Origin of the sequence: Microbacterium sp. USTB-Y, assembly GCF_023703415.1 — a bacterium.
In the GTDB taxonomy this organism is placed as follows: domain Bacteria; phylum Actinomycetota; class Actinomycetes; order Actinomycetales; family Microbacteriaceae; genus Microbacterium.
The window spans coordinates 53,125-75,714 of record NZ_JAGMTU010000005.1; the positions used below are offsets into that span (position 1 = coordinate 53,125).

The 22,590-nt window shown below is 70.1% G+C and carries 24 protein-coding genes; 18 read left to right on the plus strand and 6 right to left on the minus strand.

Annotated elements, in window-relative coordinates:
- Positions 1–38: 38 nt before the first annotated feature.
- The 10 genes from secY to rplQ all read left to right on the plus strand — a co-directional run bounded on the left by secY (position 39) and on the right by rplQ (position 6,875).
- Positions 39–1,361, plus strand: a complete 1,323-nt coding sequence (gene secY, locus J8G10_RS13130; protein WP_251445572.1) for a preprotein translocase subunit SecY — start codon at positions 39–41, stop codon at positions 1,359–1,361.
- A complete protein-coding gene (locus tag J8G10_RS13135) occupies positions 1,358–1,972 on the plus strand; it encodes an adenylate kinase (RefSeq protein WP_251445574.1) in 615 nt (204 codons plus the stop codon). Before secY ends, J8G10_RS13135 begins: the two co-directional genes overlap by 4 nt.
- A gap of 1 nt (position 1,973) precedes the next feature.
- Entirely contained in the window at positions 1,974–2,825 is an 852-nt protein-coding gene (map, locus tag J8G10_RS13140; RefSeq protein ID WP_251445577.1) for a type I methionyl aminopeptidase, read from the plus strand.
- Between the two features lie 177 nt (positions 2,826–3,002).
- Positions 3,003–3,674, plus strand: a complete 672-nt coding sequence (locus J8G10_RS13145; RefSeq protein WP_251445580.1) for a thioredoxin domain-containing protein — start codon at positions 3,003–3,005, stop codon at positions 3,672–3,674.
- A 144-nt stretch (positions 3,675–3,818) separates the two neighbouring features.
- Positions 3,819–4,040: a translation initiation factor IF-1 gene (gene infA / locus J8G10_RS13150; RefSeq protein ID WP_018171468.1), complete on the plus strand. Its 222-nt coding sequence runs from the start codon at positions 3,819–3,821 to the stop codon at positions 4,038–4,040.
- 66 nt (positions 4,041–4,106) lie between these two features.
- Positions 4,107–4,223 (plus strand): 50S ribosomal protein L36, encoded by a 117-nt coding sequence (rpmJ, locus tag J8G10_RS13155; protein ID WP_005050492.1) that lies wholly within the window; start codon positions 4,107–4,109, stop codon positions 4,221–4,223.
- 145 nt (positions 4,224–4,368) lie between these two features.
- Positions 4,369–4,743, plus strand: a complete 375-nt coding sequence (gene rpsM, locus J8G10_RS13160; protein ID WP_045249906.1) for a 30S ribosomal protein S13 — start codon at positions 4,369–4,371, stop codon at positions 4,741–4,743.
- Between the two features lie 30 nt (positions 4,744–4,773).
- Positions 4,774–5,172 (plus strand): 30S ribosomal protein S11, encoded by a 399-nt coding sequence (gene rpsK, locus J8G10_RS13165; protein WP_017829189.1) that lies wholly within the window; start codon positions 4,774–4,776, stop codon positions 5,170–5,172.
- A gap of 117 nt (positions 5,173–5,289) precedes the next feature.
- Positions 5,290–6,279: a DNA-directed RNA polymerase subunit alpha gene (locus J8G10_RS13170; RefSeq protein ID WP_045249904.1), complete on the plus strand. Its 990-nt coding sequence runs from the start codon at positions 5,290–5,292 to the stop codon at positions 6,277–6,279.
- A 35-nt stretch (positions 6,280–6,314) separates the two neighbouring features.
- Positions 6,315–6,875, plus strand: a complete 561-nt coding sequence (rplQ, locus tag J8G10_RS13175; RefSeq protein ID WP_251445583.1) for a 50S ribosomal protein L17 — start codon at positions 6,315–6,317, stop codon at positions 6,873–6,875.
- Positions 6,876–7,083: 208 nt separating this feature from the next.
- Here rplQ and J8G10_RS13180 read toward each other — a convergent pair whose 3' ends face one another.
- Together J8G10_RS13180 and J8G10_RS13185 are read right to left on the minus strand one after the other, a co-directional pair.
- On the minus strand, positions 7,084–8,592 hold the full coding sequence (locus J8G10_RS13180) for a hypothetical protein (protein WP_251445587.1): 1,509 nt from the start codon (positions 8,590–8,592) through the stop codon (positions 7,084–7,086).
- A complete protein-coding gene (locus J8G10_RS13185; RefSeq protein ID WP_251445590.1) occupies positions 8,589–9,401 on the minus strand; it encodes a glycosyltransferase family 2 protein in 813 nt (270 codons plus the stop codon). The genes J8G10_RS13180 and J8G10_RS13185 overlap by 4 nt, the downstream gene beginning before the upstream one ends.
- A 71-nt stretch (positions 9,402–9,472) precedes the next feature.
- Between J8G10_RS13185 and J8G10_RS13190 the strand changes: the two genes are divergently transcribed.
- Positions 9,473–9,937, plus strand: coding sequence for a GtrA family protein (locus J8G10_RS13190; protein WP_251445593.1), 465 nt, complete (start codon positions 9,473–9,475; stop codon positions 9,935–9,937).
- 51 nt (positions 9,938–9,988) lie between these two features.
- Here J8G10_RS13190 and J8G10_RS13195 read toward each other — a convergent pair whose 3' ends face one another.
- Positions 9,989–11,563: an AMP-binding protein gene (locus J8G10_RS13195; RefSeq protein WP_251445596.1), complete on the minus strand. Its 1,575-nt coding sequence runs from the start codon at positions 11,561–11,563 to the stop codon at positions 9,989–9,991.
- 234 nt (positions 11,564–11,797) lie between these two features.
- On the opposite strand from J8G10_RS13195, the gene truA reads away from it, so the two are divergent.
- The 6 genes from truA (at position 11,798) to J8G10_RS13225 (ending at position 18,481) form a co-directional block, all read left to right on the plus strand.
- Positions 11,798–12,679: a tRNA pseudouridine(38-40) synthase TruA gene (gene truA, locus J8G10_RS13200; protein ID WP_251445599.1), complete on the plus strand. Its 882-nt coding sequence runs from the start codon at positions 11,798–11,800 to the stop codon at positions 12,677–12,679.
- 80 nt (positions 12,680–12,759) lie between these two features.
- Complete coding sequence (locus tag J8G10_RS13205) at positions 12,760–13,428, plus strand: endonuclease/exonuclease/phosphatase family protein (RefSeq protein WP_251445602.1); 669 nt, start codon at positions 12,760–12,762, stop codon at positions 13,426–13,428.
- A 651-nt stretch (positions 13,429–14,079) separates the two neighbouring features.
- Entirely contained in the window at positions 14,080–15,390 is a 1,311-nt protein-coding gene (locus J8G10_RS13210; protein WP_251445605.1) for a UDP-glucose/GDP-mannose dehydrogenase family protein, read from the plus strand.
- Between the two features lie 97 nt (positions 15,391–15,487).
- Positions 15,488–16,774, plus strand: a complete 1,287-nt coding sequence (locus tag J8G10_RS13215) for a hypothetical protein (RefSeq protein WP_251445608.1) — start codon at positions 15,488–15,490, stop codon at positions 16,772–16,774.
- Between the two features lie 208 nt (positions 16,775–16,982).
- On the plus strand, positions 16,983–17,555 hold the full coding sequence (locus tag J8G10_RS13220; protein WP_251445611.1) for a hypothetical protein: 573 nt from the start codon (positions 16,983–16,985) through the stop codon (positions 17,553–17,555).
- A 17-nt stretch (positions 17,556–17,572) separates the two neighbouring features.
- Positions 17,573–18,481 (plus strand): PASTA domain-containing protein, encoded by a 909-nt coding sequence (locus J8G10_RS13225; RefSeq protein WP_251445614.1) that lies wholly within the window; start codon positions 17,573–17,575, stop codon positions 18,479–18,481.
- Positions 18,482–18,601: 120 nt separating this feature from the next.
- Here the strand turns inward: J8G10_RS13225 and J8G10_RS13230 are convergent, their stop codons facing one another.
- Complete coding sequence (locus tag J8G10_RS13230; protein WP_251445617.1) at positions 18,602–20,530, minus strand: DUF4012 domain-containing protein; 1,929 nt, start codon at positions 20,528–20,530, stop codon at positions 18,602–18,604.
- 324 nt (positions 20,531–20,854) lie between these two features.
- On the opposite strand from J8G10_RS13230, the gene J8G10_RS13235 reads away from it, so the two are divergent.
- Positions 20,855–21,406, plus strand: a complete 552-nt coding sequence (locus J8G10_RS13235; protein ID WP_251445620.1) for a hypothetical protein — start codon at positions 20,855–20,857, stop codon at positions 21,404–21,406.
- Between the two features lie 34 nt (positions 21,407–21,440).
- Here J8G10_RS13235 and J8G10_RS13240 read toward each other — a convergent pair whose 3' ends face one another.
- A complete protein-coding gene (locus tag J8G10_RS13240; protein ID WP_251445623.1) occupies positions 21,441–21,587 on the minus strand; it encodes a hypothetical protein in 147 nt (48 codons plus the stop codon).
- 133 nt (positions 21,588–21,720) lie between these two features.
- Positions 21,721–22,572, minus strand: coding sequence for a nucleotidyltransferase family protein (locus tag J8G10_RS13245; RefSeq protein WP_251445626.1), 852 nt, complete (start codon positions 22,570–22,572; stop codon positions 21,721–21,723).
- Positions 22,573–22,590: the final 18 nt, after the last annotated feature.

Consider the following 22,590-nt stretch of genomic DNA (forward strand, 5'->3'; position numbering starts at 1 on the left):
CCTCGTCGGGCATCATCCCTTTTCAGGAAGGCAAGCTTTTGTTCAGCGCCATCGCGCGGATCTTCCGCACGCCGGATCTTCGTCGGAAGATCGGCTTCACGATCGCGATCATCGCGATCTACCGCCTCGGATCCACCGTGCCCGCTCCGTTCGTGAGCTTCCCGAACGTCTCCGAGTGCCTCGCCCAGAACAGCGGCACCGAAGGCCTGCTCGGGCTCGTCAACCTCTTCTCCGGCGGCGCGCTGCTGAAGCTGTCGATCTTCGCCCTCGGCGTCATGCCGTACATCACCGCCTCGATCATCACCCAGCTGCTGCGCGTGGTCATCCCGCACTTCGAGGCGCTGCACAAGGAGGGCCAGGCCGGTCAGGCCAAGCTCACCCAGTACACCCGCTACGTGACGATCGCGCTCGCACTGCTGCAGTCCACGACTCTCGTCACCGTCGCCCGCACCGGCCAGCTCTTCGGCCAGACCGGCGTCGCCGCGTGCAACCAGCTGCTCACCAACGACGTGTGGTGGGCGCAGCTGCTGCTCATCATCACCCTCACGGCCGGTACCGGCCTCATCATGTGGTTCGCCGAGCTCGTCACCGAGAAGGGCATCGGCAACGGCATGTCGCTGCTGATCTTCACCTCGATCGCGGCGACCTTCCCCGGCGCGATGTGGGCGATCTGGCAGACCAAGGGCTTCGAGGTCTTCCTGCTCGTGCTGCTCGTCGGGATCATCGTGATGACGCTCGTCGTCTTCATCGAGCAGTCGCAGCGCCGGATCCCGGTGCAGTACGCGAAGCGGATGGTCGGCCGGCGCACGTACGGCGGCACCAACACCTACATCCCGATCAAGGTCAACATGGCCGGTGTGATCCCGGTGATCTTCGCCTCGTCGCTGCTGTACATCCCGATGCTGATCGCGCAGTTCAACATCCCTCAGGACGGCAAGACCCCGCCGGCGTGGGCGACCTGGATCATGACGTACTTCGTCAAGGGCGACCACCCGATCTACATGGCGGTCTACTTCCTCCTCATCATCGGGTTCACCTACTTCTACGTCGCGATCACGTTCAACCCGACCGAGGTCGCCGACAACATGAAGAAGTACGGCGGATTCATCCCCGGGATCCGCGCGGGCCGCCCCACGGCGGAGTACCTCGACTACGTGCTCACCCGCATCACGCTCCCGGGCTCGCTCTACCTCGGTCTCATCGCTCTGATCCCGCTGATCGCGCTGGCGACCGTCGGGGCGAACCAGAACTTCCCGTTCGGCGGCGCCTCGATCCTCATCATCGTCGGCGTCGGGCTGGAGACGGTCAAGCAGATCGACGCGCAGCTGCAGCAGCGACACTACGAAGGGCTCCTACGATGACGGCATCCGCTCACTCCACCGCACGCCTGCTGATCGTGGGCCCGCAGGGCTCCGGCAAGGGCACGCAGGGAGTGCGGATCGCCGAGGCCTACGGCATCCCCGTGGTCTCGACCGGCGACATCTTCCGCGCCAACATCAAGGAGGGAACGCCCCTCGGCAAGCAGGTCACCGCGATCCTGGACGCCGGCGACCTGGTCTCCGACGAGCTGACCGGAGCGCTCGTGCGCGACCGCCTGTCGCAGCCCGATGCCGAGCGGGGCTTCCTGCTCGACGGCTACCCGCGCAACGCCGCCCAGGTCGAGCACCTCGACGCGTTCCTGGGGGAGCAGGGCACGGCGCTCGACGCCGTGATCCTCCTCGACGTCCCGCGCGAGGAGAGCATCGCCCGGCTGGCGCTGCGCGCCACCGAGCAGGGCCGCGCCGACGACACCCCTGAGGCCATCGCGCACCGTCTGGACATCTACGAGGCTCAGACGGCGCCGATCCTCGACGCCTACGGCGCCCGGGGCATCGTCGACACGATCGACGGCGTGGGCAGCCTCGACGAGATCACCGAGCGCATCTTCACCGCGCTGGCCCTCCGCGGCCTCGTGCGCACGGCTGCGGTCTGACGTGGCGTTCCGCCGCTCGATCTACAAGAGCCGCGCACAGCTCGAGGCGATGGTCGAGCCCGGGCTCATCACGGCCGCCGCGCTCGAGGCCGTGCGCGGCGCCGTGCGTCCCGGCATCACGACGGGCGAGCTCGACGCCATCGCCGACCGCGTGATCGTCGACCGCGGTGCGGAGTCGAACTTCAAGCTCGTGCGCGGCTACCGCAACGCCACCTGCATCTCCGTAAACGACCAGGTCGTGCACGGGATCCCCGGATCCCGCGTCCTGCAGCCGGGCGACATCGTGTCGATCGACGCCGGTGCCCAGTATCGCGGCTGGAACGGCGACAGCGCCATCACCCTCGTGGTGCCCGATGAGGCGCAGACGGCGCGCGTGCAGGCCCGGCAGCAGCTGTCCGACGTGACCGAGGGTTCGATGTGGGCGGGGATCGCCGCCATGGCGTCGGCGAAGCACCTCGGCGACATCTCGGCCGCCATCGAGGACCACATCCTCGCCGCCGGCCCTTCGGGCGTCTCCGGCAAGCCCTACGGGATCCTGCGCGAGTACGTGGGGCACGGCATCGGCCGAAAGATGCACGAGGCGCCGAGCCTGTTCAACTACCGCACCCCCGACCGCGGCGCCGAGGTGCGCCCGGGACTGGTGCTGGCGATCGAGCCCATGGTGACCGCGGGATCCGACCAGACCTACGTCGAGGACGACGACTGGACCGTCACCACGACCGACGGCTCGGACGGCTCGCACTGGGAGCACAGCGTCGCCCTGCACGACGGCGGCATCTGGGTGCTCACCGCGCCTGACGGCGGTGCCGCGGGCCTCGCCGCGTTCGGCGTCACCCCCGCCCCGCTCGCCTGATCCGCCGAGACACCACTTCCTGCACGAGACCTCGTGCCTGGCGTGATGTCTCGTGCAGGAAGTGGTGTCTCGCGGTGACGGGACGGCTCCCACGGACCTCAAAGGCTGGACACGGCACAATGGGAAGACACAGCTGAGCGGATCCACGGCACGGATCCCGAAGAAGGAGACACACACATGGCCGCTGCCAAGGGCAGGACCAACGGGTTCGCCATCGGAATCACCGCCGCGGTCGTCGCCGTGCTCATCGCGCTGGTCGGCGTGGTCGTCTGGCTGAACAACAAGGCGACGGATCCGGGCGCCGCCCCCAAGAGCGCGATCATCAACTCCGAGACCGGGGCCGTGACCACGGGATCCGGCAAGGAGAAGGTCGCGGTCTTCGTCGACTTCCAGTGCCCCGTGTGCAAGAGCTTCGAGACCCAGTTCGGTGCGGACCTGCAGAAGCTCGCGAAGGAGGACAAGATCACGCTCGAGTACCACCCGATCGCGATCCTGGACCGGTTCTCGCAGGGCACCAACTACTCCTCGCGCGCGGCGGCCGCCTCGTACGCCGTCGCGCAGGAGAATCCGGACAAGTTCCTGGACTACCTCAACATCCTCTTCGAGAACCAGCCGACCGAGAACACCCCCGGTCTCACGGATCAGCAGCTGATCGACTTCGCGAAGCAGGTCGGCGCCGACAAGGCCGAGGCGACCATCAAGGCGGGAACGTTCTTCAAGTTCCCGACCGCCCAGGCCACGGCCCACAAGATCCAGGGCACACCGACGGTCGAGATCAACGGCGAGCGTCTCGACCTGACCAAGCAGGCCGATCTCGCCAAGGTCGCGGCGATCGCCGGGCAGAAGTAACCTCCGCATTTTGCGGATCCGCGGATCCGGACTACCATAGATCCTTGGTGCTTTGCGCCTTGGTCCGGCGTGTCCGGATCCGCACAGTTCCACCACCACCCACCCACCGCAGATCGACCGGTCTGCAGAAGCGTCAGCGAGGCTATGGCTAAGAAAGACGGTGTCATCGAGATCGAGGGCGTCGTGTCCGAGGCGCTGCCCAACGCGATGTTCCGCGTTGAGCTCTCCAACGGACACAAGGTGCTTGCAACGATCTCCGGAAAGATGCGGCAGAACTACATCCGCATCATCCCCGAGGATCGCGTCGTCGTGGAGCTCTCGCCCTACGACCTCACGCGCGGTCGCATCGTCTACCGCTACCGCTAGGCCGGTCGAGAAGTAACACCCCAGGCGCTCGCGCCTGCCCGGTGAAGACAGCGATAAGGAAGCAACATGAAGGTCAACCCCAGCGTCAAGCCGATCTGCGACCACTGCAAGGTGATCCGCCGCCACGGCCGCGTCATGGTGATCTGCAAGAGCAACCCGCGCCACAAGCAGCGCCAGGGCTGAGCGTCCGGGCCGCGGCCCGGATCTCTCGCGATCTCACAACTCAACATCTGAAAGGCAGGATCAGAACCCGCAAGGGGGACACCTCGGGCGGAGGCCCGGGCACCGATCCTGCTCCACACCTCCACAACACTCCAGGAGTTACCGCATGGCACGTCTTGCCGGCGTCGACATCCCGCGCGACAAGCGCGTGGTGATCGCCCTCACGTACATCTACGGCATCGGCCGTACCCGTTCGGTCGAGATCCTCAAGGCCACCGAGATCGACGAGTCGATCCGCGTCAAGGACCTCTCCGACGACCAGCTCGTCGCCCTCCGCGACTACATCGAAGGCACCTACAAGGTGGAGGGTGACCTCCGCCGCGAGGTCGCCGCCGACATCCGCCGCAAGGTCGAGATCGGCTCCTACGAGGGTCTTCGTCACCGCCGTGGCCTGCCGGTCCGCGGTCAGCGCACCAAGACCAACGCGCGCACCCGCAAGGGCCCGAAGCGCACCGTCGCCGGCAAGAAGAAGGCCCGCTAAGCGGCGGCCAGGGAATAGGAGAACACTTTCATGGCTGCACCTAAGGCCGCCGCGCGCAAGCCGCGCCGCAAGGAGAAGAAGAACATCGCGCTGGGCCAGGCCCACATCAAGTCGACGTTCAACAACACCATCGTCTCGATCACCGACCCGTCCGGCGCCGTCATCGCCTGGGCGTCCTCCGGTGGCGTGGGCTTCAAGGGCTCGCGCAAGTCCACCCCGTACGCCGCCGGCATGGCCGCGGAGTCGGCCGCCCGCCAGGCCGCCGAGCACGGTGTGAAGAAGGTTGACGTCCTCGTCAAGGGTCCGGGCTCGGGCCGCGAGACCGCGATCCGCTCGCTGCAGGCCGCCGGCCTCGAGGTGGGCTCGATCCAGGATGTGACGCCGCAGGCGCACAACGGCTGCCGCCCGCCGAAGCGCCGCCGCGTCTGACGCACGCTGAGGATCCCCGGTCGTTCGAGACCGGGGATCCTCACCCGCGTTCTTCCACAATTCAAGACCTCACCCACACGTGTCATATAGCGGGCACGTGATCGAAAGGAACACACAGTGCTCATCGCACAGCGTCCCACTCTCACCGAGGAAAAGATCTCCGAGAACCGCAGCCGGTTCGTCATCGAACCGCTGGAGCCCGGCTTCGGCTACACGATCGGCAACGCGCTGCGTCGCAGCCTGCTGTCGTCGATCCCCGGCGCGGCCGTCACGAGCGTCCGCATCGACGGCGTCCTCCACGAGTTCAGCACCATCCCCGGTGTGAAGGAGGATGTCACCGAGATCATCCTCAACATCAAGCAGCTGGTCGTCTCCTCGGAGCGCGACGAGCCCATCACGGCCTACCTGCGCAAGACGGGTGCCGGCGAGGTCACCGCGGCGGACATCTCCGCTCCGGCCGGCGTCGAGGTGCACAACCCCGAGCTGGTCATCGCGACCCTCAACGACACCGCCAAGTTCGAGCTCGAGCTCACCATCGAGCGCGGCCGCGGCTACGTGTCGGCGGCGCAGAACCGCAGCGAGTACGCCGAGGCGGGCCAGATCCCGATCGACTCGATCTACTCGCCCGTGCTCAAGGTCAGCTACCGCGTCGACGCCACCCGCGCCGGCGAGCGCACCGACTTCGACAAGCTCGTGCTGGACGTCGAGACCAAGAACTCGATCATCCCGCGCGACGCCGTCGCCTCGGCCGGCCGCACGCTGACCGAGCTGTTCGGCCTCGCCCGCGAGCTGAACGTCGAGGCCGAGGGCATCGAGATCGGCCCCGCGCCGGTCGAGGCGGTGCTCTCGAACGAGCTGTCGATGCCGATCGAGGACCTCGATCTGTCCGTCCGCTCGTACAACTGCCTCAAGCGCGAAGGCATCAACACGGTTTCGGAGCTCGTCGCCCTCTCGGAGACGCAGCTCATGAACATCCGCAATTTCGGACAGAAGTCGGTGGACGAGGTGCGCGACAAGCTCGTCTCGCTCGGCCTGTCGCTGAAGGATTCGGTGCCCGGTTTCGACGGCGCCCACTTCTACGGCGGCTCCGAAGACGAGTCCTTCTGATACCCGAACCTTTCCGATCCAGGAGCTAGAGAACAATGCCCAAGCCCACCAAGGGTCCCCGCCTCGGAGGCGGCCCCGCCCACGAGCGTCTGCTGCTCGCGAACCTCGCCGCCCAGCTGTTCGTGAACAAGTCGATCAAGACCACCGAGACCAAGGCCAAGCGCCTGCGTCCGCTGGCCGAGCGCCTCGTCACCTTCGGCAAGCGCGGCGACCTGCACGCGCGTCGTCGTGTGCTGTCCGTGCTGCGCAACAAGGAGGCGACGCACGTGCTGTTCGCCGAGATCGCGCCGCTGGTCGCCGAGCGTGAGGGCGGCTACACCCGCATCACCAAGGTCGGCAACCGCAAGGGCGACAACGCGCCCATGGCCGTGATCGAGCTCGTGCTCGAGCCCGTCACGCCGAAGGTGAAGAAGGCCGCCGCGAAGCCCGCCAAGGCGGAGAAGGCTGCCGCTGCCGAGGTCGTCGAAGAGGCCGCCGCGGTCGTCGAGGCCGAGGTCGCCGAAGAGGTCGCCGCCGAGGCTGAGGTCGTCGAGGAGGCCGAGGAGATCACCGAGGCCGCCGCCGACGCTCCCGCCGAGGAGAAGGCTGCCGAGTAAGGCACCACATCGTTCGAAGCCCGTCGCCCCCTGTGGGGCGGCGGGCTTCGTCGTTTCCCCGGGTTCGTCGTCCTTACCGTCGCAGAAGATGTCGGTGTGACCCGCTCAGAACGACATCGTCTGCGACGTGAGTGGAGGGGATGCTCGACGTCGCGCGTCTCCACCGAGAGAGAGGCAGGATCCGAGGCGGCGCGCTGCAGGCGGGGAATCAGGGAGCGGGGCAGATCACGATGCCGGAGGCTGCGGCGAGGGGGGATCCGGTGCTGCACACTCCGTACTCGAGGGTCGGCGTCCGTCGCATCGCGGTGGCGTCGAACAGGCCCACATGGGCGCCGGTCAGCACGACGGACGACACCGGCCCGCCCCAGGGCTTGGCCGCCAGCCACGCCGCATCGTGCTCCCGGACCCAGTCGGCGAGCGGCGCGACGGCGGCCCGCTGCTGGGCGAGGGTCTCCGTCGTCGGCGGCCGCACCGCGCGCGCGGCGTCGCCGACGGCCCCGGCAGCCACCACGACGCCCAGGACCACCGCGGAGACGACCGCGAGGATCCGGGCGGGGCTCTGCGCCCCCGAGGGTGCGCGGCGACGCCAGAGGGCCGTCACGGCGCGGACGGCGATCGCGGCGAGCACCGGGGCGAACGCGAACACCCCGACCGCGGGGTGGCGCACCCACAGCGGCAGCTGGGAGGCCTGCGCCCACCAGCCGACGAAGGAGAGCAGGCCGACCGCGGAGCCGAAGCCGAGGGCGAGCAGCTGCGGATCGCGCTGCCACCAGCGCTGCGCGGGAGCCTCCCCTTCCGTACCGCGCGGGGGTACGGCCGCCCAGACCACGGCGGCGACCGCCAGGGCCACGGCTGCCGCCATCAGCCACCACGGCACGAACCACGCGCCGGCGAGCGTGCCGAGCTTCTCCGGCACCGTCGTGGGCGCGATGTGCTGACCGCCGCTGAGCAGGAAGCCGCCCAGCGCGCGGACGTGCCGGGCGTAGCCGGTGACGCCGAGAGACACGAGGGCCGTGAGCTCGACGAGCAGCGTCGGCGCGGCGACCAGCACCAGGGGCAGCACGCCGCGGCGCAGCGCCGCGACCAGGCGCCGCCCGAACGGGGCCGGCGGGGTGAGCAGGAAGAGGGCGACGGCGAACGCCGGCAGCGCGAGCAGCGCGATGAGCTTCGCCTGCACCGCGAGTCCCAGCAGCAGCCCGGCGAGCCAGCTCCGGCGCGGCAGCACGATCAGCGCCCAGACGAGGAGCGCCGCCGCCGGGATCTCGCCGAGCAGGTCGGCCGGGCCCTGGATGGGCGAGACGCTCTCGGCGGTGTTGAACGCGAGCGGAAGGGCGACGGCGACCAGTGCGCCGGAGCGGCCGGCGAGACGGCGTCCGAGCACGGCGCACCCGGCCAGCAGCAGCACCCAGGAGGCGAGCGGGACGAGCCGGGCGCCGATCACCGGATCCATGCCCAGCATCAGCACTCCCGCGACCGGGAGCAGCACAACGGGTCCGGTGGAGATGCGCGGATCGAACGGGGTGAGCGTCGACCCGGACAGGGTGCCGTCGCTCGTGTAGCCGAGCCCGGCGACGAGGTTGCGCGGCACGGTGAGGTTGAACGCCTCGTCCTCCCAGAGCCTCAGCACGGTCAGGCTGTGCCACATCACGATCGCGTTCGCGATGACGAGCAGCGCGAGCAGGATCCAGAAGGCGGCGCCGGCGAGGCGGCGGGTCATGACGATCGGGATCCGTCGGGGGCGGGCACCCGGCCGGGTGTCTCGAGCGCGAGCGCGCGCAGTGGTGCGCCCGGTCGCAGCGACCAGCTCCAGACCTCGCGCAGCGCGTCGATGGCGAACATCACCAGCTTCTTCGGCGGCAGCGACGGCCGTGACACCCGGCCCCACATCGTGCCGGTGCTGGACGTGCCGCGCCGCGGGATGCTGCGCACCCGCAGGTAACGCACGGCGAGACCGGCCCGCACCTCGGCGAGGGAGAAGTGCACATGGGGGACGAGGGCGTCGGAGGGCACGGCGTTCACGAGGATCTGCAGCGCCTCGGGGCGGTACACGCGCAGAGGAGTGTTCACGTCGGGCACGCCGCGCCCGACGAAGGTCGCGATGAGCAGCCGCACGCAGGCGGTGAGCACGCGCCGGTACCAGGCGTCGGTGCGGGAGTGCCGTACCCCGTGCACCACGTCGGCTCCGGAGCGGGAGAGCGCGCGCACGGCGGCCGCGATCTCGGATCCGAGGAACTGACCGTCGCCGTCGACGTGCACGACGGCGTCGGGGGAGAGTGCGAGACCTGCGCGATAGGCGGCCAGCGCGGTGGGGCCGTGCCCGCGGTTCGCGGGCTGGGTCTGCACGTCGACGTCGGCGATGCCGGCGAGCGCCGCCGCGGTGCCGTCGGTGGAGCGGTCGTCGGCGACGACGAAGGTGATCCGGTCGGCGAGCGGGGCGACGGCGGAGCGGATCTCGTCGATGAAACCGCCGATGCCCTCGGCCTCGTTGTAGGCCGGCATCACAACGGCCAGGTGGGCGTACTGCACTCGAACCTCAGGTGTCGGCGGAAGGGAAGACGTCACAGGCCGCGCCTCCCCCCGGGTATTCTAGTAGGGCTATGGATCGCCGCTCCCGGTTGCGCCGTCTGGCGGGAGTCGGCACCCGGTTCCTGATCGTCGGCGGGATCAGCACCCTCATCGAGGTCGGGGCGTTCAACCTCTTCGTCTACGTCTTCGGGTGGGATCTCGTCGTCGGCAAGATCGCCGCGTCGCTCGTCGCGTTGATCAACGCGTACTTCGGCAACCGCGAGTGGGCGTTCCGCGGCCGGGACCGGCGTGGACGCGGCGCCGAGATCGTGCTCTTCCTCGGCGTGAACCTCGTGTGCACCCTGCTCGGCGCCGGCATCGTCTGGCTCGGCGCCGAGGTGATCGAAGGGGTCACCGGCCACGGGCCGGGGCCGGCCCTGGTCAACATCGTGAACCTCGCGAGCATCGCGGTGATCGTCGTCGTGCGCTTCGTGCTGTATCACTACATCGTGTTCCGGCACTCGCCCCAGGACGCGCCGACCGACGCGCGGGCCTGAGCGCGACACGTTCTGCGACGGAACGGGATCCCGAGCACTCGAACCCGCAGGTCAGGACCGGGCGCGGAGATCCTTGCGCAGGATCTTGCCCGAGCTGGACTTCGGGATCACGTCGATGAACTCGACCATCCGCACCTTCTCGTGCGGGGCGACGTGGGACGCGACGTGCGCCTTGACGCCCTCGTCGTCGAGGGACGCGCCCTGCTGCAGCACCACGAACGCCTTGGGCACCTCCTGGCCGTCCTCGTCCGCAGCGCCGATCACCGCGGCATCGGCGATCGCCGGATGCTCCAGGAGCACCGCCTCGAGCACGGCGGGGGCGACCTGGTAGCCCTTGTACTTGATGAGCTCCTTGAGGCGGTCGACGATCCGGAACACGCCTCCGGCGGTCGCCGTGGCGACGTCTCCGGTGTGCAGCCAGCCGTCTTCGTCGAGCATGTCGGCGGTCGCATCCGGACGGTTGAGGTAGCCCTTCATGACCTGGGGCCCTCGGATGAGCAGCTCGCCGGGCTCGCTCGCCCCCTCGGCGGGGACGACGACGTCGGATCCGTCCTCGGCGAGCAGCCGCGCCTCGGTGTTCGGGATGAGCAGGCCCACCGACGAGAGGTCGATGTCGTCGCGCTCCACGGGGATCGTGTGCGTCACGGGGCTCGTCTCGGTCATGCCGTAGCCCTGCCGCACCACGCAGTCCAGGCGCTCGGCGACGGCATGGGCGAGCGCCCCGTCCAGCGGCGCCGCGCCCGAGAACACGACGTTCACCGAGCTCATGTCGTATTGCTCGACGAGGGGGTGCTTGGCGAGGGCGACGGCGATGGGCGGCGCGATGAACAGCCAGCTGGTGCGCTGCTCCGCGATGATGCGCAGGAACTCGACGAGGTCGAACTTCGGCATCGTGACGAGCGTCGCGCGCAGGCGCACGGCCAGGTTGAGCAGCACGGTCATGCCGTAGATGTGGAAGAACGGCAGCACCGCGAGGATCCGGTCCTCGTCGTTCAGGTCGATCGAGACGGTGCTCTGGGCGACGTTGGCGACGAGGTTGCGGTGCGTGAGCATGACGCCCTTGGGGCGGCCGGTCGTGCCGGACGAGTAGGGCAGTACGGCCACGTGCGTGGCGGGGTCGAAGTGCACGTCCGGCGCGTGGTGTCCCTCGGCGAGCAGGCTCCGCAGCGAGGGGTGGCCCTCGGCGCCGTCGAGCACGATCAGCTGGTCGGCGGGGAGGCCGAGCTGCTCGGCGGCCGCCTGCGCCTGCGGCAGCAGGGGGCTGACGGTGATGAGCCAGAACGCCGAGGCGTCGCGCAATTGGTTCGCGATCTCGTCGGCGGTGTAGAGCGCGTTGATCGTGGTGGCCGTGGCGCCCGAGCGGAGGATCCCGTGGAACACCGTCGCGAAGGCGGGCACGTTCGGGCAGAGGAGTCCCACGGCGTCGCCCACGCCGATGCCCCGTGCGGCGAGCGCACCGGCGAAGAGGTCGATCTGCCCGATGAGCTGTCGGTAGGTGGTCTCCGCGCCGGACATGCCGTCCACGAGCGCTGTGCGGTCGAGGTCGTGCTCGGAGATGCCGTCGAACAGATACTCGTGGATCGGGACCGCGGGGATCTCGACCTCGGGGAACGTGCTGCTGACCATGGGATCTCCTTCGATCTCGGTCTGACTCGATGCCGCTGCGCCGCCGACTCGGGTGCCGGCGTCGGCCACCTGGCATTCAGTGTCGCACAAAATGAGACTGAGTCCCAGGGTGATCCCGGATCCGGCCCGGCTCCGGGCGGACTGTGACACACACCCTACTCCGCGGGCGGATCGCCGCTGGGGCCGGGGCCGGCACGGGCGCGGTGCCCGGGATGGGGTCGGTACCCTGGATCCGTGCGCATCCGTCTCGACATCGCCTACGACGGCACCCATTTCCGGGGCTGGGCGAAGCAGCCCGGACTGCGGACCGTCCAGGGCACGATCGAGGCCGCCCTCGCGCGGATCGTCGGACCGGGGGCGGACTCCGACGGCGGGGATCCGGGGGCATCCGGCCCTCGTCTCGTCGTCGCCGGGCGCACCGACGCGGGCGTGCATGCCACCGGCCAGGTCGCGCACGTCGATCTGGACGAACGCCAGTGGGCGCGCGTGGTGACCCGCAACGGCCGCGCGGCCGACGACCCGGCGGCGTCGCTGGCGTCGCGGATCCGCGGGGTGCTCGGTCAGTACCCCGACGTCACCGTGTCACGCACGTCGCTCGCCCCGGAGGGGTTCGACGCCCGCTTCTCGGCCGTGTGGCGCCGCTACCGGTACCGGCTCGCCGACGCCCGCGCCGGATACGACCCGCTGCTCCGCCACGACACCACGACGGTCCGCGCGGCCCTGGACGAGGGCGCCATGGACGCCGCCGCGCAGACGCTGATCGGCCTGCACGACTTCGCGGCGTACTGCAAGCCGCGCGAGGAGGGCACGACGATCCGCACCCTGCTCGACTACCGCTGGACACGGGACGCCGCGGGGGTGCTCGTCGCCCAGGTGAAGGCCGACGCGTTCTGCCACAGCATGGTCCGCGCGCTCGTGGGCGCCTGCGCGGCCGTCGGGGAGGGGCGTCTCGAGATCGCCGATCTGGCGCGGCTGCGCGACGACCTCACCCGCACCAGCGCGTTCAAGGTGCTCGCCGCGCGCGGCCTCACGCTCACCGAGGTCGGGTATCCGTCGGACGACCTGCTCGCGGCCCGCGCCGAGCAGACCCGCAACCGTCGCGACCAGGACGACTGAGCCGGATCCGGATCCGCAACATCCGATGAACTCGTGCGTCCGCTCAGGCTGGCGAGAGGGCGCGCCGGTACGGTGGGGGCGTGCGGATCATCTCCTACAACCTGCGCAAGCATCGTGCGGCGCATGAGCTCGACGACCTCGTCGACGCGCATGACCCCGACGTGCTGTGCCTGCAGGAGGGGGACACCGCGTCGCTGCCGGAGCAGGCGGGGGATCTGGTGCTCGCGCACACCACGCAGCGCAACCGGCTGGGCCTCGCGATCTACTACCGCTCCAGCGCCTTCCGCCTCGTCGATTCGGCGGCCGTCTCGGTCAAGAAGTCGCTGCACGACCATGTGCTGCGTCCCGCGCACGAGCGGCTGCTCGGCGTGCGCCTGCGCGACATCGACGCGGGCCGCGACTTCCTCGTCGCGTCGCTGCACGCGGCTCCGCTCACCGCGCGCAACGCGCTGCGCCGGGACCAGATCCGCGCCGCGCTCTCCGAGCTCTCCGAGCTCGGCTGGGGTCTGCCGCAGCTCATCGTCGGCGACTTCAACTACCCGGTGTTCAAGGAGCGGCTCAGCGAGCACATGCGCGACGTGGGCTACGAGCTCGTGATGAGCGACCAGCACACCTACACGCGCTATCGGGTGTTCCGCGGCTTCTACGACTTCGCCGCGGCGTCGGGCTTCGTCGTGGAGTCCGTGCGCACCCTGCCGCAGGGGGAGTCGGATCACCTGCCGATCCTCGTGACCGCGACGCCCACGTAGGGGGGCGTCACCGAGTCCGGGCCACGCGCCGGACCTTCGACGGAGGCTCGGCGGTGCGCCTGTGCGCGGGTCGTTGTGCGCGGGTCCCGGCGCCTGATTCAGGTTGGATCGGCGATGCGGGTGGTCGGCGGGCCGATTTCGTGTGGATCCGTGAGATCCAGCCTGAGTTCGGTGCCTGGCTGTTATGCGTCGGGTGGTGGTTCGAGGTGGGGAGCCGCGGGGCCGGCCGCCCCTCTGTGCTCGGGTCGTTGTGCTCGGGTCCCGGCGCCTGATTCAGGTTGGATCGGCGATGCGGGTGGTCGGCGGGCGGATTTCGTGCGGATCCGTGAGATCCAGCCTGAATACGGTGCCTGGCTGTTGTGAGTCGGGTGGCGGTTCGGGGTGGGGAGCCGCGGGGCCGGCCGCCCCTCTGTGCTCGGCTCGTTGTACTCGGGTCCCGGCGCCTGATTCAGGTTGGATCGGCGATGCGGGTGGTCGGCGGGCGGATTTCGTGCGGATCCGTGAAGTCCAGCCTGAGTTCGGCGCCTGGCTCTCGTGAGCCGGGGCGGACGCGCCGGAGGGAAAGCCTCGGTTCCAACCGTTCACCCGTCCGTCGCGGACACGTCGCCCGGAGGTCGCCCGCCGGTGAGGCGGCCGGGGTGTCGTGTCCTCATGAGGATGTCTGTGATCGGCTGCGGGTATCTCGGCGCCGTGCACGCGGCGGCCATGGCGTCGATCGGGCACGAGGTCATCGGGATCGACACGGATCCGGAGAAGATCGCCGCGCTCGCCGCTGGGCGTGCCCCGTTCTTCGAGCCCGGGCTGGACGAGCTGCTGGCGAGCGGCGTCGCGAGCGGGCGGCTGACGTTCTCCGTCGACATCACCGACGCGCGCGGCGCCCAGGTGCACTTCGTGGCCGTGGGCACCCCTCAGCAGCCCGACGGATCCGCGGCGGACCTGCGCTACGTGCACGGCGCCCTCGATGCGCTGCTTCCGCACCTGCGGCCGGGCGATGTGGTGGCGGGCAAGTCCACCGTGCCCGTGGGCACCGCCGCCGCCCTCGCCGAACGGGTGGCCGACGCCGGTGCGACCCTGGTGTGGAACCCGGAGTTCCTCCGGGAGGGCTGGGCCGTGCACGACACGCTGCACCCCGATCGGCTCGTGGTCGGCACCGCCGGCGGCGAGGCGGGGGAGCGGGCGGTCGAGGTGCTGCGCGAGGCCTACGCCGACGCGACCTCCGGGGGGAGCCCCTTCCTCGTCACCGACCTCGCCACCGCCGAGCTGGTGAAGGGCGCGGCCAACGCGTTCCTCGCCACGAAGATCTCGTTCATCAACGCGATGGCGGAGATCGCCGAGGCCGCGGGTGCCGACGTCACCCGGCTCGCCGAGGCGATCGGCCACGACGAGCGGATCGGACGTCGCTTCCTCGGCGCCGGGATCGGGTTCGGTGGCGGCTGCCTGCCCAAGGACATCCGGGCGTTCGCGGCGCGCGCGGAGGAGCTGGGCCGCGGAGCGTCGGTCGGGTTCCTGCGCGAGGTCGACGCGATCAACCTGCGCCGCCGCGAGCACGCCGTGCGCCTCGTCGTCGACGCGTTCGGCGGCAGCGTCGTCGGACGCCGCATCACCATGCTCGGCGCCGCGTTCAAGCCGCACAGCGACGACGTGCGGGACTCGCCCGCGCTCGAGGTCGCGGTCCGCCTGCGCGGAATGGGGGCGAAGGTGCGGGTGACGGATCCCGAGGCGCTCGCCAATGCCGCCGCGGTGCACCCGCAGCTGAAGTACGTCGCGGATCGCGACAAGGCGCTCACCGGCGCGGATGCGGTGGTGCTCGTCACCGAGTGGGACCTGTACCGGCGCGAGCTCGCGCCGGAGCACGCGTCCACGCTCGCCCGCGGCCGGATCATCGTCGACGGACGCAACTGCCTGGATCCGCAGGCGTGGCGGGCCGCGGGCTGGACCTACCTGGGCATGGGGCGGCCCTAGCCCGGCCTCGGCCCGAGCCGCGGCAGAGCCGGTCTCGTCCCGCGCCGGTTTGTCGCTAGAGTCCCTAGTGACCGCGTCGGCTGGGAGAGGCGGAACCATGTCTGATGAGCGCACCCACCGGGAGGGCGCCGGCGTACCGGATCCGAGATCCGGCCTTTCGCGTGCCGAGATCTCGGCATGGTTCACCGGGGCTGAGGAGTCCGATTCGAACTCCGTCGTCGACGCCGAGCGCGATCACGACCTGGACGAGCTCTTCGCTCGGTTCGATCAGCCGGAGCCGGGTGCCGCGGAGCCGGGCGTGGCAGGGCTGTTCGCCGATGACCCGGTCGCGGAGGACCCGCCTGTCGGTGAGCTGTTCACGGCAGAGCCGGACGCGGCACCCCCGGCGGTGGATCCGACGGTGCCGGCTCCGCTCGCAGAGGAGCCGCTGACCCCCGCCACGCCTGCGCCCGGCGAGCCGGCAGCCGCGGAGACGCCCGCACCGCCCGCCCAACCCGGCTCGCTCGCAGAGGAGCCTCAGGCGCCCGGCGAGCCGGCAGCTGCGGCGACGCCCGAAGCCGACGGCGGACTACCGCGCGGAGGACCCGGCGCCGGGCTGTCCCGGTCGCAGCTCATCGCGATGGGCGTGGGCGTGGCGATCACCCTCGCCGGTGCGGGCTGGGCGCTCGCGGCCCCAGGCGCCCCGGCGTCGGCGCCGACCTCGGTGCCCTCGCCGACGCCCGACGCCGCCCGCGTGGCCGCGGCGATCGACGCGATCGACCAGCTGTCCGCCCGGGTGACGACGGCGAAATCCACGGCCACGGCGTTCGCGGCACCACTGGCGGCGCTGCAGGGGGCGAGCGACGAGGCGGCCCGTGCTGCGGCGGAGACGGCGCGGCAGGCCTACGAGGGGGCGCTCGCGGCGGTCGTCGTGCCCGGCAAGCCGGGGCGGAACATCGATGCCGCGGCGCTCGCCGCCGTGGAGAAGAGCACCGCCGACGCGGGGTCCGCGCTCGATGACGCGTCGATGACGTTCCACGCGGCGATCTCGGTATTCATCGGCACGATGCCCGGCTATTCGGTGACAGCCGTGGCCGCGAACTCGGACGGGTCGGCGGAGCTGCGGGATGCGGTGACGCGGGCGGCATCCGCGATGGCGTCGTCGGATCCGTTCACGCCTCCGGGGTTCGCGCCCTGGGACCGCTGGCGTGCCGCGCTCGCCGCGCTCATCGCGGACGCGACCGGCACGACGGACACGACCTTCTCGGACGAGCCGGCCGCGCCGCCCAGCGCGCCTCCTGATGTGCAGCCGAGCGCCCCGCCCTCAGTTGTGGACCCGCCGTCAGTGGAACCGTCTCCCGAGCCGAACTCGCCCGACCCGACGTCGCCTCCGCCGGCTCCGTAGTAGCCGCTCGGGGACCGGCGTCCTCTGCTCCGGGCGTCCTCGCTCTTCACTGTTCGGCCGATGGTCATGAGGGCTGCATTGACGTCCGGAGCGACACCGCCTTCGAAACCGGCCGCGACCGCCGTGGCCCATGCTCGGTTGATCCATGACACAAGGCCGGGCGTCTTTCACACACCCCCTATGCTTTGTCGTAAGCACGGGGGGTGCGATGGGTGAACGTGAACATCGTTCGTTCTGGCGGTGGATCCGGGGGACGTTCTGGGGTCGGCTTTGTCTGGTCGCCGGTGGACTGGCGACGTTCCTGACGATCTTCGGATTCGTCACCGGCAAGGCCCTACCCGACTTCTTTCCGCAGCCTGCCGTCAGCAGCGAGTCATCGGCATCGCGCACCGCGCACCCGGAGGACGAGGCGCCTGGCGGTTCGACCGCGGTGCTCTCGCCGGCCCCGCGACCGATGACGGTCAGCCTGGACGGCCGGCTTCAGGCGGTGACCGCCTATGAGATCGAGTCGTCGGGCTGTACGGGGGACGTTGCGAAGATCTCGGTCACCTCTCCCGGACGCTCGGTCGTGCTGATCCAGCTTGCACTGGATGAGCTGTCTCCCAGGGGACGGGCCGTCGTCGCTCGGGAAGGCTCAGGATCCGCCGTCACGGTACCAGCCGTCGGCGCGACGTCGCTGCGAGTGCAACTGACCGGGGGAGAGGGGATGTTCTCTCTCGAGGCGACGCCGGTGGCCGGCGCGGATTGCGCCTCGCCCCCGGTACTGGTCGTCGTCCACTAACCGGAGGAGAACAACAAATGGAACGGAACCGCAGGGGGAGCGCGGCTGTACTGGTGGCGTCCATGCTGCTGATTGCAGGGTGTGCGCCGTCCGGTGGAGCTGCCACGAGCTCATCGTCGTCGCAGGTCGCGGAACACGACGGCACGATGCCCACGGTCGTGAATCTCTCGGAGAAGGAAGCACGCGACACCGTCCTCCGCGCCGCGCCCAACGCGCGGATCAAGATCGTCTCGCGGCAGGACTCCGGGCCTGACGGCGTGGTTCTCGAGCAGAGCCCGAGCGTCGGCAAAGCGATCGATGGCGAGGTCACGTTGACCGTCTCCGCCGGTGCGCTCGCGGTGCCGGACGTGAGGGGAAAGACGTTCGGCGACGCGAAGTCGGATCTCGAGTCCGCTGGCTTCAAGGTCAAGGAGCACGCCGTTGCCGATCCGGCATCCGCCGATGGAACCGTGATCGGGCAGAACCCCGCGGCCGGCGCGCGCAACGTTGCTGAAGTGACGCTCGATGTCGCAAGGAAGGACGCAGCCACCTATTTGGCCGACCTCAAGGCAGTGGAGTCCAAGAGCGTCACCGTCGATGTGGGCCCGGCTGCAACCAACGGGGTGGACTATGCGCAGGCGCTGGTGATCAAGCCGTCCTGGGGTGACGGGAAGTCGAGCTTCGCCTACAACCTCGGCCGTGGGTATCGGCAGTTCGACGCCGTGATCGGCGTCTCCGACGTCGCGTCGACCGACACCCACGCCACGATCGAGATTCAGGCCGAAGACGGACGCTCTCTGTTCCATTCCGCAGACCTGGTGCTCGGTCAACCGGTTATCGCGAAGTTCGATGTCACGGATGTCCTGCGGATGACGATCGTCGTCACCATGACCGGCTCGGAGCCGCGCCTCGTCCTCGGAGATCCGCGGTTGTCGAATCCGCGATGAAGGGTAGGTGACGCGGCAGCCGATCGGCGTTCCCCCCGCTCGTGCCGTCGCCCTGTGGCCGTACTCAGCAACCGCGAACTCGCGACCCGTGGCCGCCGCGACCTCACGCCCGGGATCCGGCTACTTCTTCGCGGCGCAGCCGGGGGCGTCGATCGTCACCGGAGTCTCGGCGACCATGGGCGTGTGCCGCACCTCGAGCGGGCCGAAGGATCCGGCCGGTGCGGTGAACGTCGCCTCGATCGTGACCGCCTCGCCCGGGTGGGTCAGCACGTTCACCTTTACCGCGGTGCGGCCCAGATGCGGCATCCCGGCGCTGGCGTAGGGCTGGCCGTTCACGGTCACCCCGGTGAGGGTGGATCCCACCGGACCGTACAGGTACATGTCGGTCGAGACGTCGCCCTTGGCGAAGAACCGCCCCGGCGCGATGTACACGGGAAGGCCGGCGACGGCGCCGGGATCGAGCGTGTTCTTCAGGGTGACCGTGCTCGTGAACGTGGGGGATGCGTCCGCCTGGCACTGCGTGCTCTTGGCCGCGATGCTCATCCGCATGTAGTAGTCGAGCTTGCCCTCGGTGATGTCGTCGAGGTACACGCCGAGGTCGGTCGACGTGGCGTTGTCCGTGGGCATGGTGCCGCCGACCGGGGTGCCGGCCAGCAGCGCGGCCTGCTCCTTGACCCCGGGGGCGTACATCAGACGACCTTCGTTCGCCGCTTTGCTGAGCGCGTCGAGCAGGGTCTTGGGGTCGGGATGCGACGAGAGCAGCCCGTCGAACACGGCCTTCGCGGTCGCGGCGAAGAAGGCGTCCTGCTCGGCGCCCTCGGGATATCGCGCGTAGACCTCGTTGAGCAGCAGCGGCACCGCATTGTCGGCGGTGAGCACGTCGCCCGTGGGCAGGGTCACCGGGCCGATGGCCCGCAGCAGGTAACTGAGCGCCACGGGGTCGAAGGAGGCGACCGCATCGACCGGGGTGCCGAACGACTCGGCCCAGTAGGCGCGCACGATGGCCGCCGTGTCGGTGAAGTCGGGCGAGAGGGTGGAGTCCTGGATCCAGCGTCCGATCTTCGTGCCGTAGAGGGCTTCCAACTGCGGATCGAGCGGGATGATCGGGGTGTCGCGGGCGTTGTGGAAGTCGCCGGAGCCGGCCTGCTGGGTGAGCGTGATCCGCCCGTTCTCGGCGGTCAGCATCGCGACCGCCGCCGGGTTGCCTCCGGTGCCCCGGGACTCGGCGTTGTTCTGGAAGATGAGCAGATAGTGCTGCGGCGCATCGGATCCGAGAGCCTTCGACAGGATCGTGAGCGCGTTGTGCGCGGGAGTGAGCACCGGGCCGACCTTGGCGAGCTCGTCGTCGAGCTTCGTGATGCCGGAGGCCACCGGCGGGATCAGCGCCGAGCGGTCGAGGCCGGCGAGGTCGTGCTGGATGCGCTTCACGGTCTCGTCGGCGCGCGTCACGTCGCCGGCGAGCGCCGTGAGGTGCTTCACGTCGAAGGCGCCGTCCTTCGGCATCAGCGCCTGGAGGTCGATCGCGGTCAGCGGGCTCACGGCGTCGCGCACGAGCGCATCGGCCGAGTCGGCGGCGACGCGCACGGCGGTGAGGTTGGGCCCCGCCACGGGCACCCACTCGGAGCCGCGCCACAGGTCGGTGCTGGTCTTCTTCTTGGCCTCGGCGGTGAGGGCGGTGATCTGTGCGATCGTCGTCTTGGCCTTCGCGGTGTCGCCGGCGAGCATGCTCTGCTGCACCTGTCCGACGAGCGGGATGGCCTGCTCGAGATCGGACTTCGCCGACATCGCCTGGTCGTAGAGCTTCTTGGCGGCGACCCCTCCGGCGACCCCGGCGACGATGAGCACGAGCAGCACCGAGACGGGCACCCAGAACCGGGCGCTCTTGAGCAGCGGGCGCCGTCTCCTGCGAGGCGGTCGGCCGGATCCGGATCCGTCGTCGCCGCGTCCGGATGAGGCGTCGTCGAAGAACGCGGCCAGGGAGTCGGTCTGCTCGGAGGACACGTCCTCCGAAGCCTGGCGGGCTTCGCGTGCTTCGCGTCGAGAGGTCACGCGACGAGTCTAGGGATGCGGGCTGAGGAAAGACCCTGGTGAGGCGCACTTCTGGGGCCTTCGGCGGTATATCGCGGAGCGACGGCCGCATCGCCGGCGACTCACTTTGTCCCCCAAATGGGGGACAAAACGGCTGCTGGTGGGTTACCCTCAAGGCCTGGGGAAATGCGGCCGAACCCGATCTTCGGCCGCCCTCCTGCTCGAGGGGTCGAGCGGGAGGCGATCTGGAGGCGTTGCGCCCTCCATCAGCTGGGGACATCGAACATGACACGTCCAAGTGACGTCCGCCGTACGCAGGGACCGAACATCACTCGTCGATCGCTGGTGCGCGGAGCCGCGTGGGCGGTGCCGGCCGTCGTCGTGGCCTCGGCCGCACCGGCCTTCGCCGCGAGCACGCCGCCCCCCACCACGACGCCCACCTTCACCTCCTCGGCGGGGTGCGGCACGACGGGCAGCGGAGGCGGGTGTGCGGGGCTGAAGAAGGCACCGCAGATCCCGTTCGTGGTCAAGAACACGACCGGGCAGCCGCTGTACTTCCAGGTCACGGGCGTGAAGAGCTGGCAGGGCGGATCCGCCCCGGCCAACTGGGACACGAACTACGGCACTTCGTTCCGGCTCTTCACGCAGAACGGCGGGTCGACGAGCGCTTGCACACCCGAGATCACGACGGTCAAGAACTGCGGCGGGACCAACTCCCTCAGCGTTCTGGTGCAGCCGGACCAGACGCTCTCGCTGTGGCTGGTCGGAGCAGCGGAGGGTGCCGCGAGCTCGTTCACCATGGCCGTCCGCTCGCGCTGGGTGGATGCGTCCTGCGCCGTCGTCGTGCCCGAGACGGAGGCGTCGTCGACGCAGATCTCCTCGAGCGCCAACTGCTGACCGTCTCCGGCAGCGGTACGACCCCCACGCAGGGTCAGCGCCGGACGACCATCCCGCGCTCCTCGAGCCCGTCGAGGAAGCCCTGCAGGCCCTGCTCGCCGAAGTCGATGGTGGCGCCGAGTTCGGCGGCCTCGGCCGCGATCCGCTCCGGCCCCCCGACCCCTCCGCGATGAGCACCCACACCAGCCAGCCGGCGTCGCGCAGCTCGAAGAGCTCGGCGGTGTCGAGCCGGGCGATCCACACCGTGCTCTCCTGACGACCGCCGTCGGTGCCGTCGACCCAGGCGACCTCGGGGGCCAGGGCGTAGAACCCGCTCATGACCGGCGTCCCTTGGCGCGGCGCAGCACCGAGACGGCGCCGTGGGCGATCCGTGCGCATTGCTCGCGGAACACCTCGATCGGGCCGGGCTCGTGGCCCAGCCGGATCCGCAGGTGCGTGCGGTTCACGTGCATCGCCTGCCGCAGCACCCGCCAGCGCTCGGCGAACCCGTCGGCCGACCGGTAGCGTGCGGCCCACTCGTCCAGGCGGTCGTTGTCGGAACTGGACCAGTACTCCCACAGCGCGTGGTCGGGGGCGTCCCGGTGGGCGTCGAGCTCGCCGATCGCCGCGGCCAGGGCGGTCTCCGCCTGCAGTTCGCGGGCGAGCGCTCGGGTCTCGGCCTGCACCGCGGGGGAGGAGAGGTCCCAGGCATCCGCGTGCTCCGTGCCGTGCGACCGGGCTGAGTGCAGCGTCTGCACCGCGACCTGCCCGGCGAGCGAGGGGACGGCGCAGGGGCAGTGGCCGATCTCGGCCGGCTCGCGATCGCGCCACAGCACCTCGAACACCTCATCGGCGTTTCGCCGGGGCCCGGGCAGGTTCCGATGCACGTCGGCGTACGTCCACGACGTGTGCGTGTAGTTGGCGGCGTGGCCGAACGGGGATCCCTCGTCGAAGCCGGTGAACAGCGTCCAGCCGTCGGCGGCGAGCGCCGCGACGAAGCGGTCGAGGTGCGCGGGGCGCACCAGGACATCGGTGTCGGAGGAGTCGTGCCGGCCGGCGCGCAGCGACGAGCGGGTGGCCGGCCCCTTGATGTGCAGCAGATCCACGCCGGCGCGATCGGCGGTGCGCTGGAGCGCTGCGTGAGTGAGGTGCACCAGCGCCCAGATCGGGACTTCCGGTGCCGCCATAGCCTCTACCCTAGGGGA

Coding starts and splice junctions, on each gene's coding strand:
- J8G10_RS13225 (WP_251445614.1), top strand. CDS start 17,573: ATGGAACGGAACCGCAGGGGGAGCGCGGCTGTACTGGTGGCGTCCATG.
- J8G10_RS13135 (WP_251445574.1), top strand. CDS start 1,358: ATGACGGCATCCGCTCACTCCACCGCACGCCTGCTGATCGTGGGCCCG.
- J8G10_RS13210 (WP_251445605.1), top strand. CDS start 14,080: ATGAGGATGTCTGTGATCGGCTGCGGGTATCTCGGCGCCGTGCACGCG.
- J8G10_RS13145 (WP_251445580.1), top strand. CDS start 3,003: ATGGCCGCTGCCAAGGGCAGGACCAACGGGTTCGCCATCGGAATCACC.
- J8G10_RS13195 (WP_251445596.1), bottom strand. CDS start 11,563: ATGGTCAGCAGCACGTTCCCCGAGGTCGAGATCCCCGCGGTCCCGATC.
- J8G10_RS13215 (WP_251445608.1), top strand. CDS start 15,488: ATGTCTGATGAGCGCACCCACCGGGAGGGCGCCGGCGTACCGGATCCG.
- J8G10_RS13180 (WP_251445587.1), bottom strand. CDS start 8,592: ATGACCCGCCGCCTCGCCGGCGCCGCCTTCTGGATCCTGCTCGCGCTG.
- rpsK (WP_017829189.1), top strand. CDS start 4,774: ATGGCTGCACCTAAGGCCGCCGCGCGCAAGCCGCGCCGCAAGGAGAAG.
- rplQ (WP_251445583.1), top strand. CDS start 6,315: ATGCCCAAGCCCACCAAGGGTCCCCGCCTCGGAGGCGGCCCCGCCCAC.
- J8G10_RS13245 (WP_251445626.1), bottom strand. CDS start 22,572: ATGGCGGCACCGGAAGTCCCGATCTGGGCGCTGGTGCACCTCACTCAC.
- rpmJ (WP_005050492.1), top strand. CDS start 4,107: ATGAAGGTCAACCCCAGCGTCAAGCCGATCTGCGACCACTGCAAGGTG.
- J8G10_RS13220 (WP_251445611.1), top strand. CDS start 16,983: ATGGGTGAACGTGAACATCGTTCGTTCTGGCGGTGGATCCGGGGGACG.
- infA (WP_018171468.1), top strand. CDS start 3,819: ATGGCTAAGAAAGACGGTGTCATCGAGATCGAGGGCGTCGTGTCCGAG.
- J8G10_RS13190 (WP_251445593.1), top strand. CDS start 9,473: ATGGATCGCCGCTCCCGGTTGCGCCGTCTGGCGGGAGTCGGCACCCGG.
- rpsM (WP_045249906.1), top strand. CDS start 4,369: ATGGCACGTCTTGCCGGCGTCGACATCCCGCGCGACAAGCGCGTGGTG.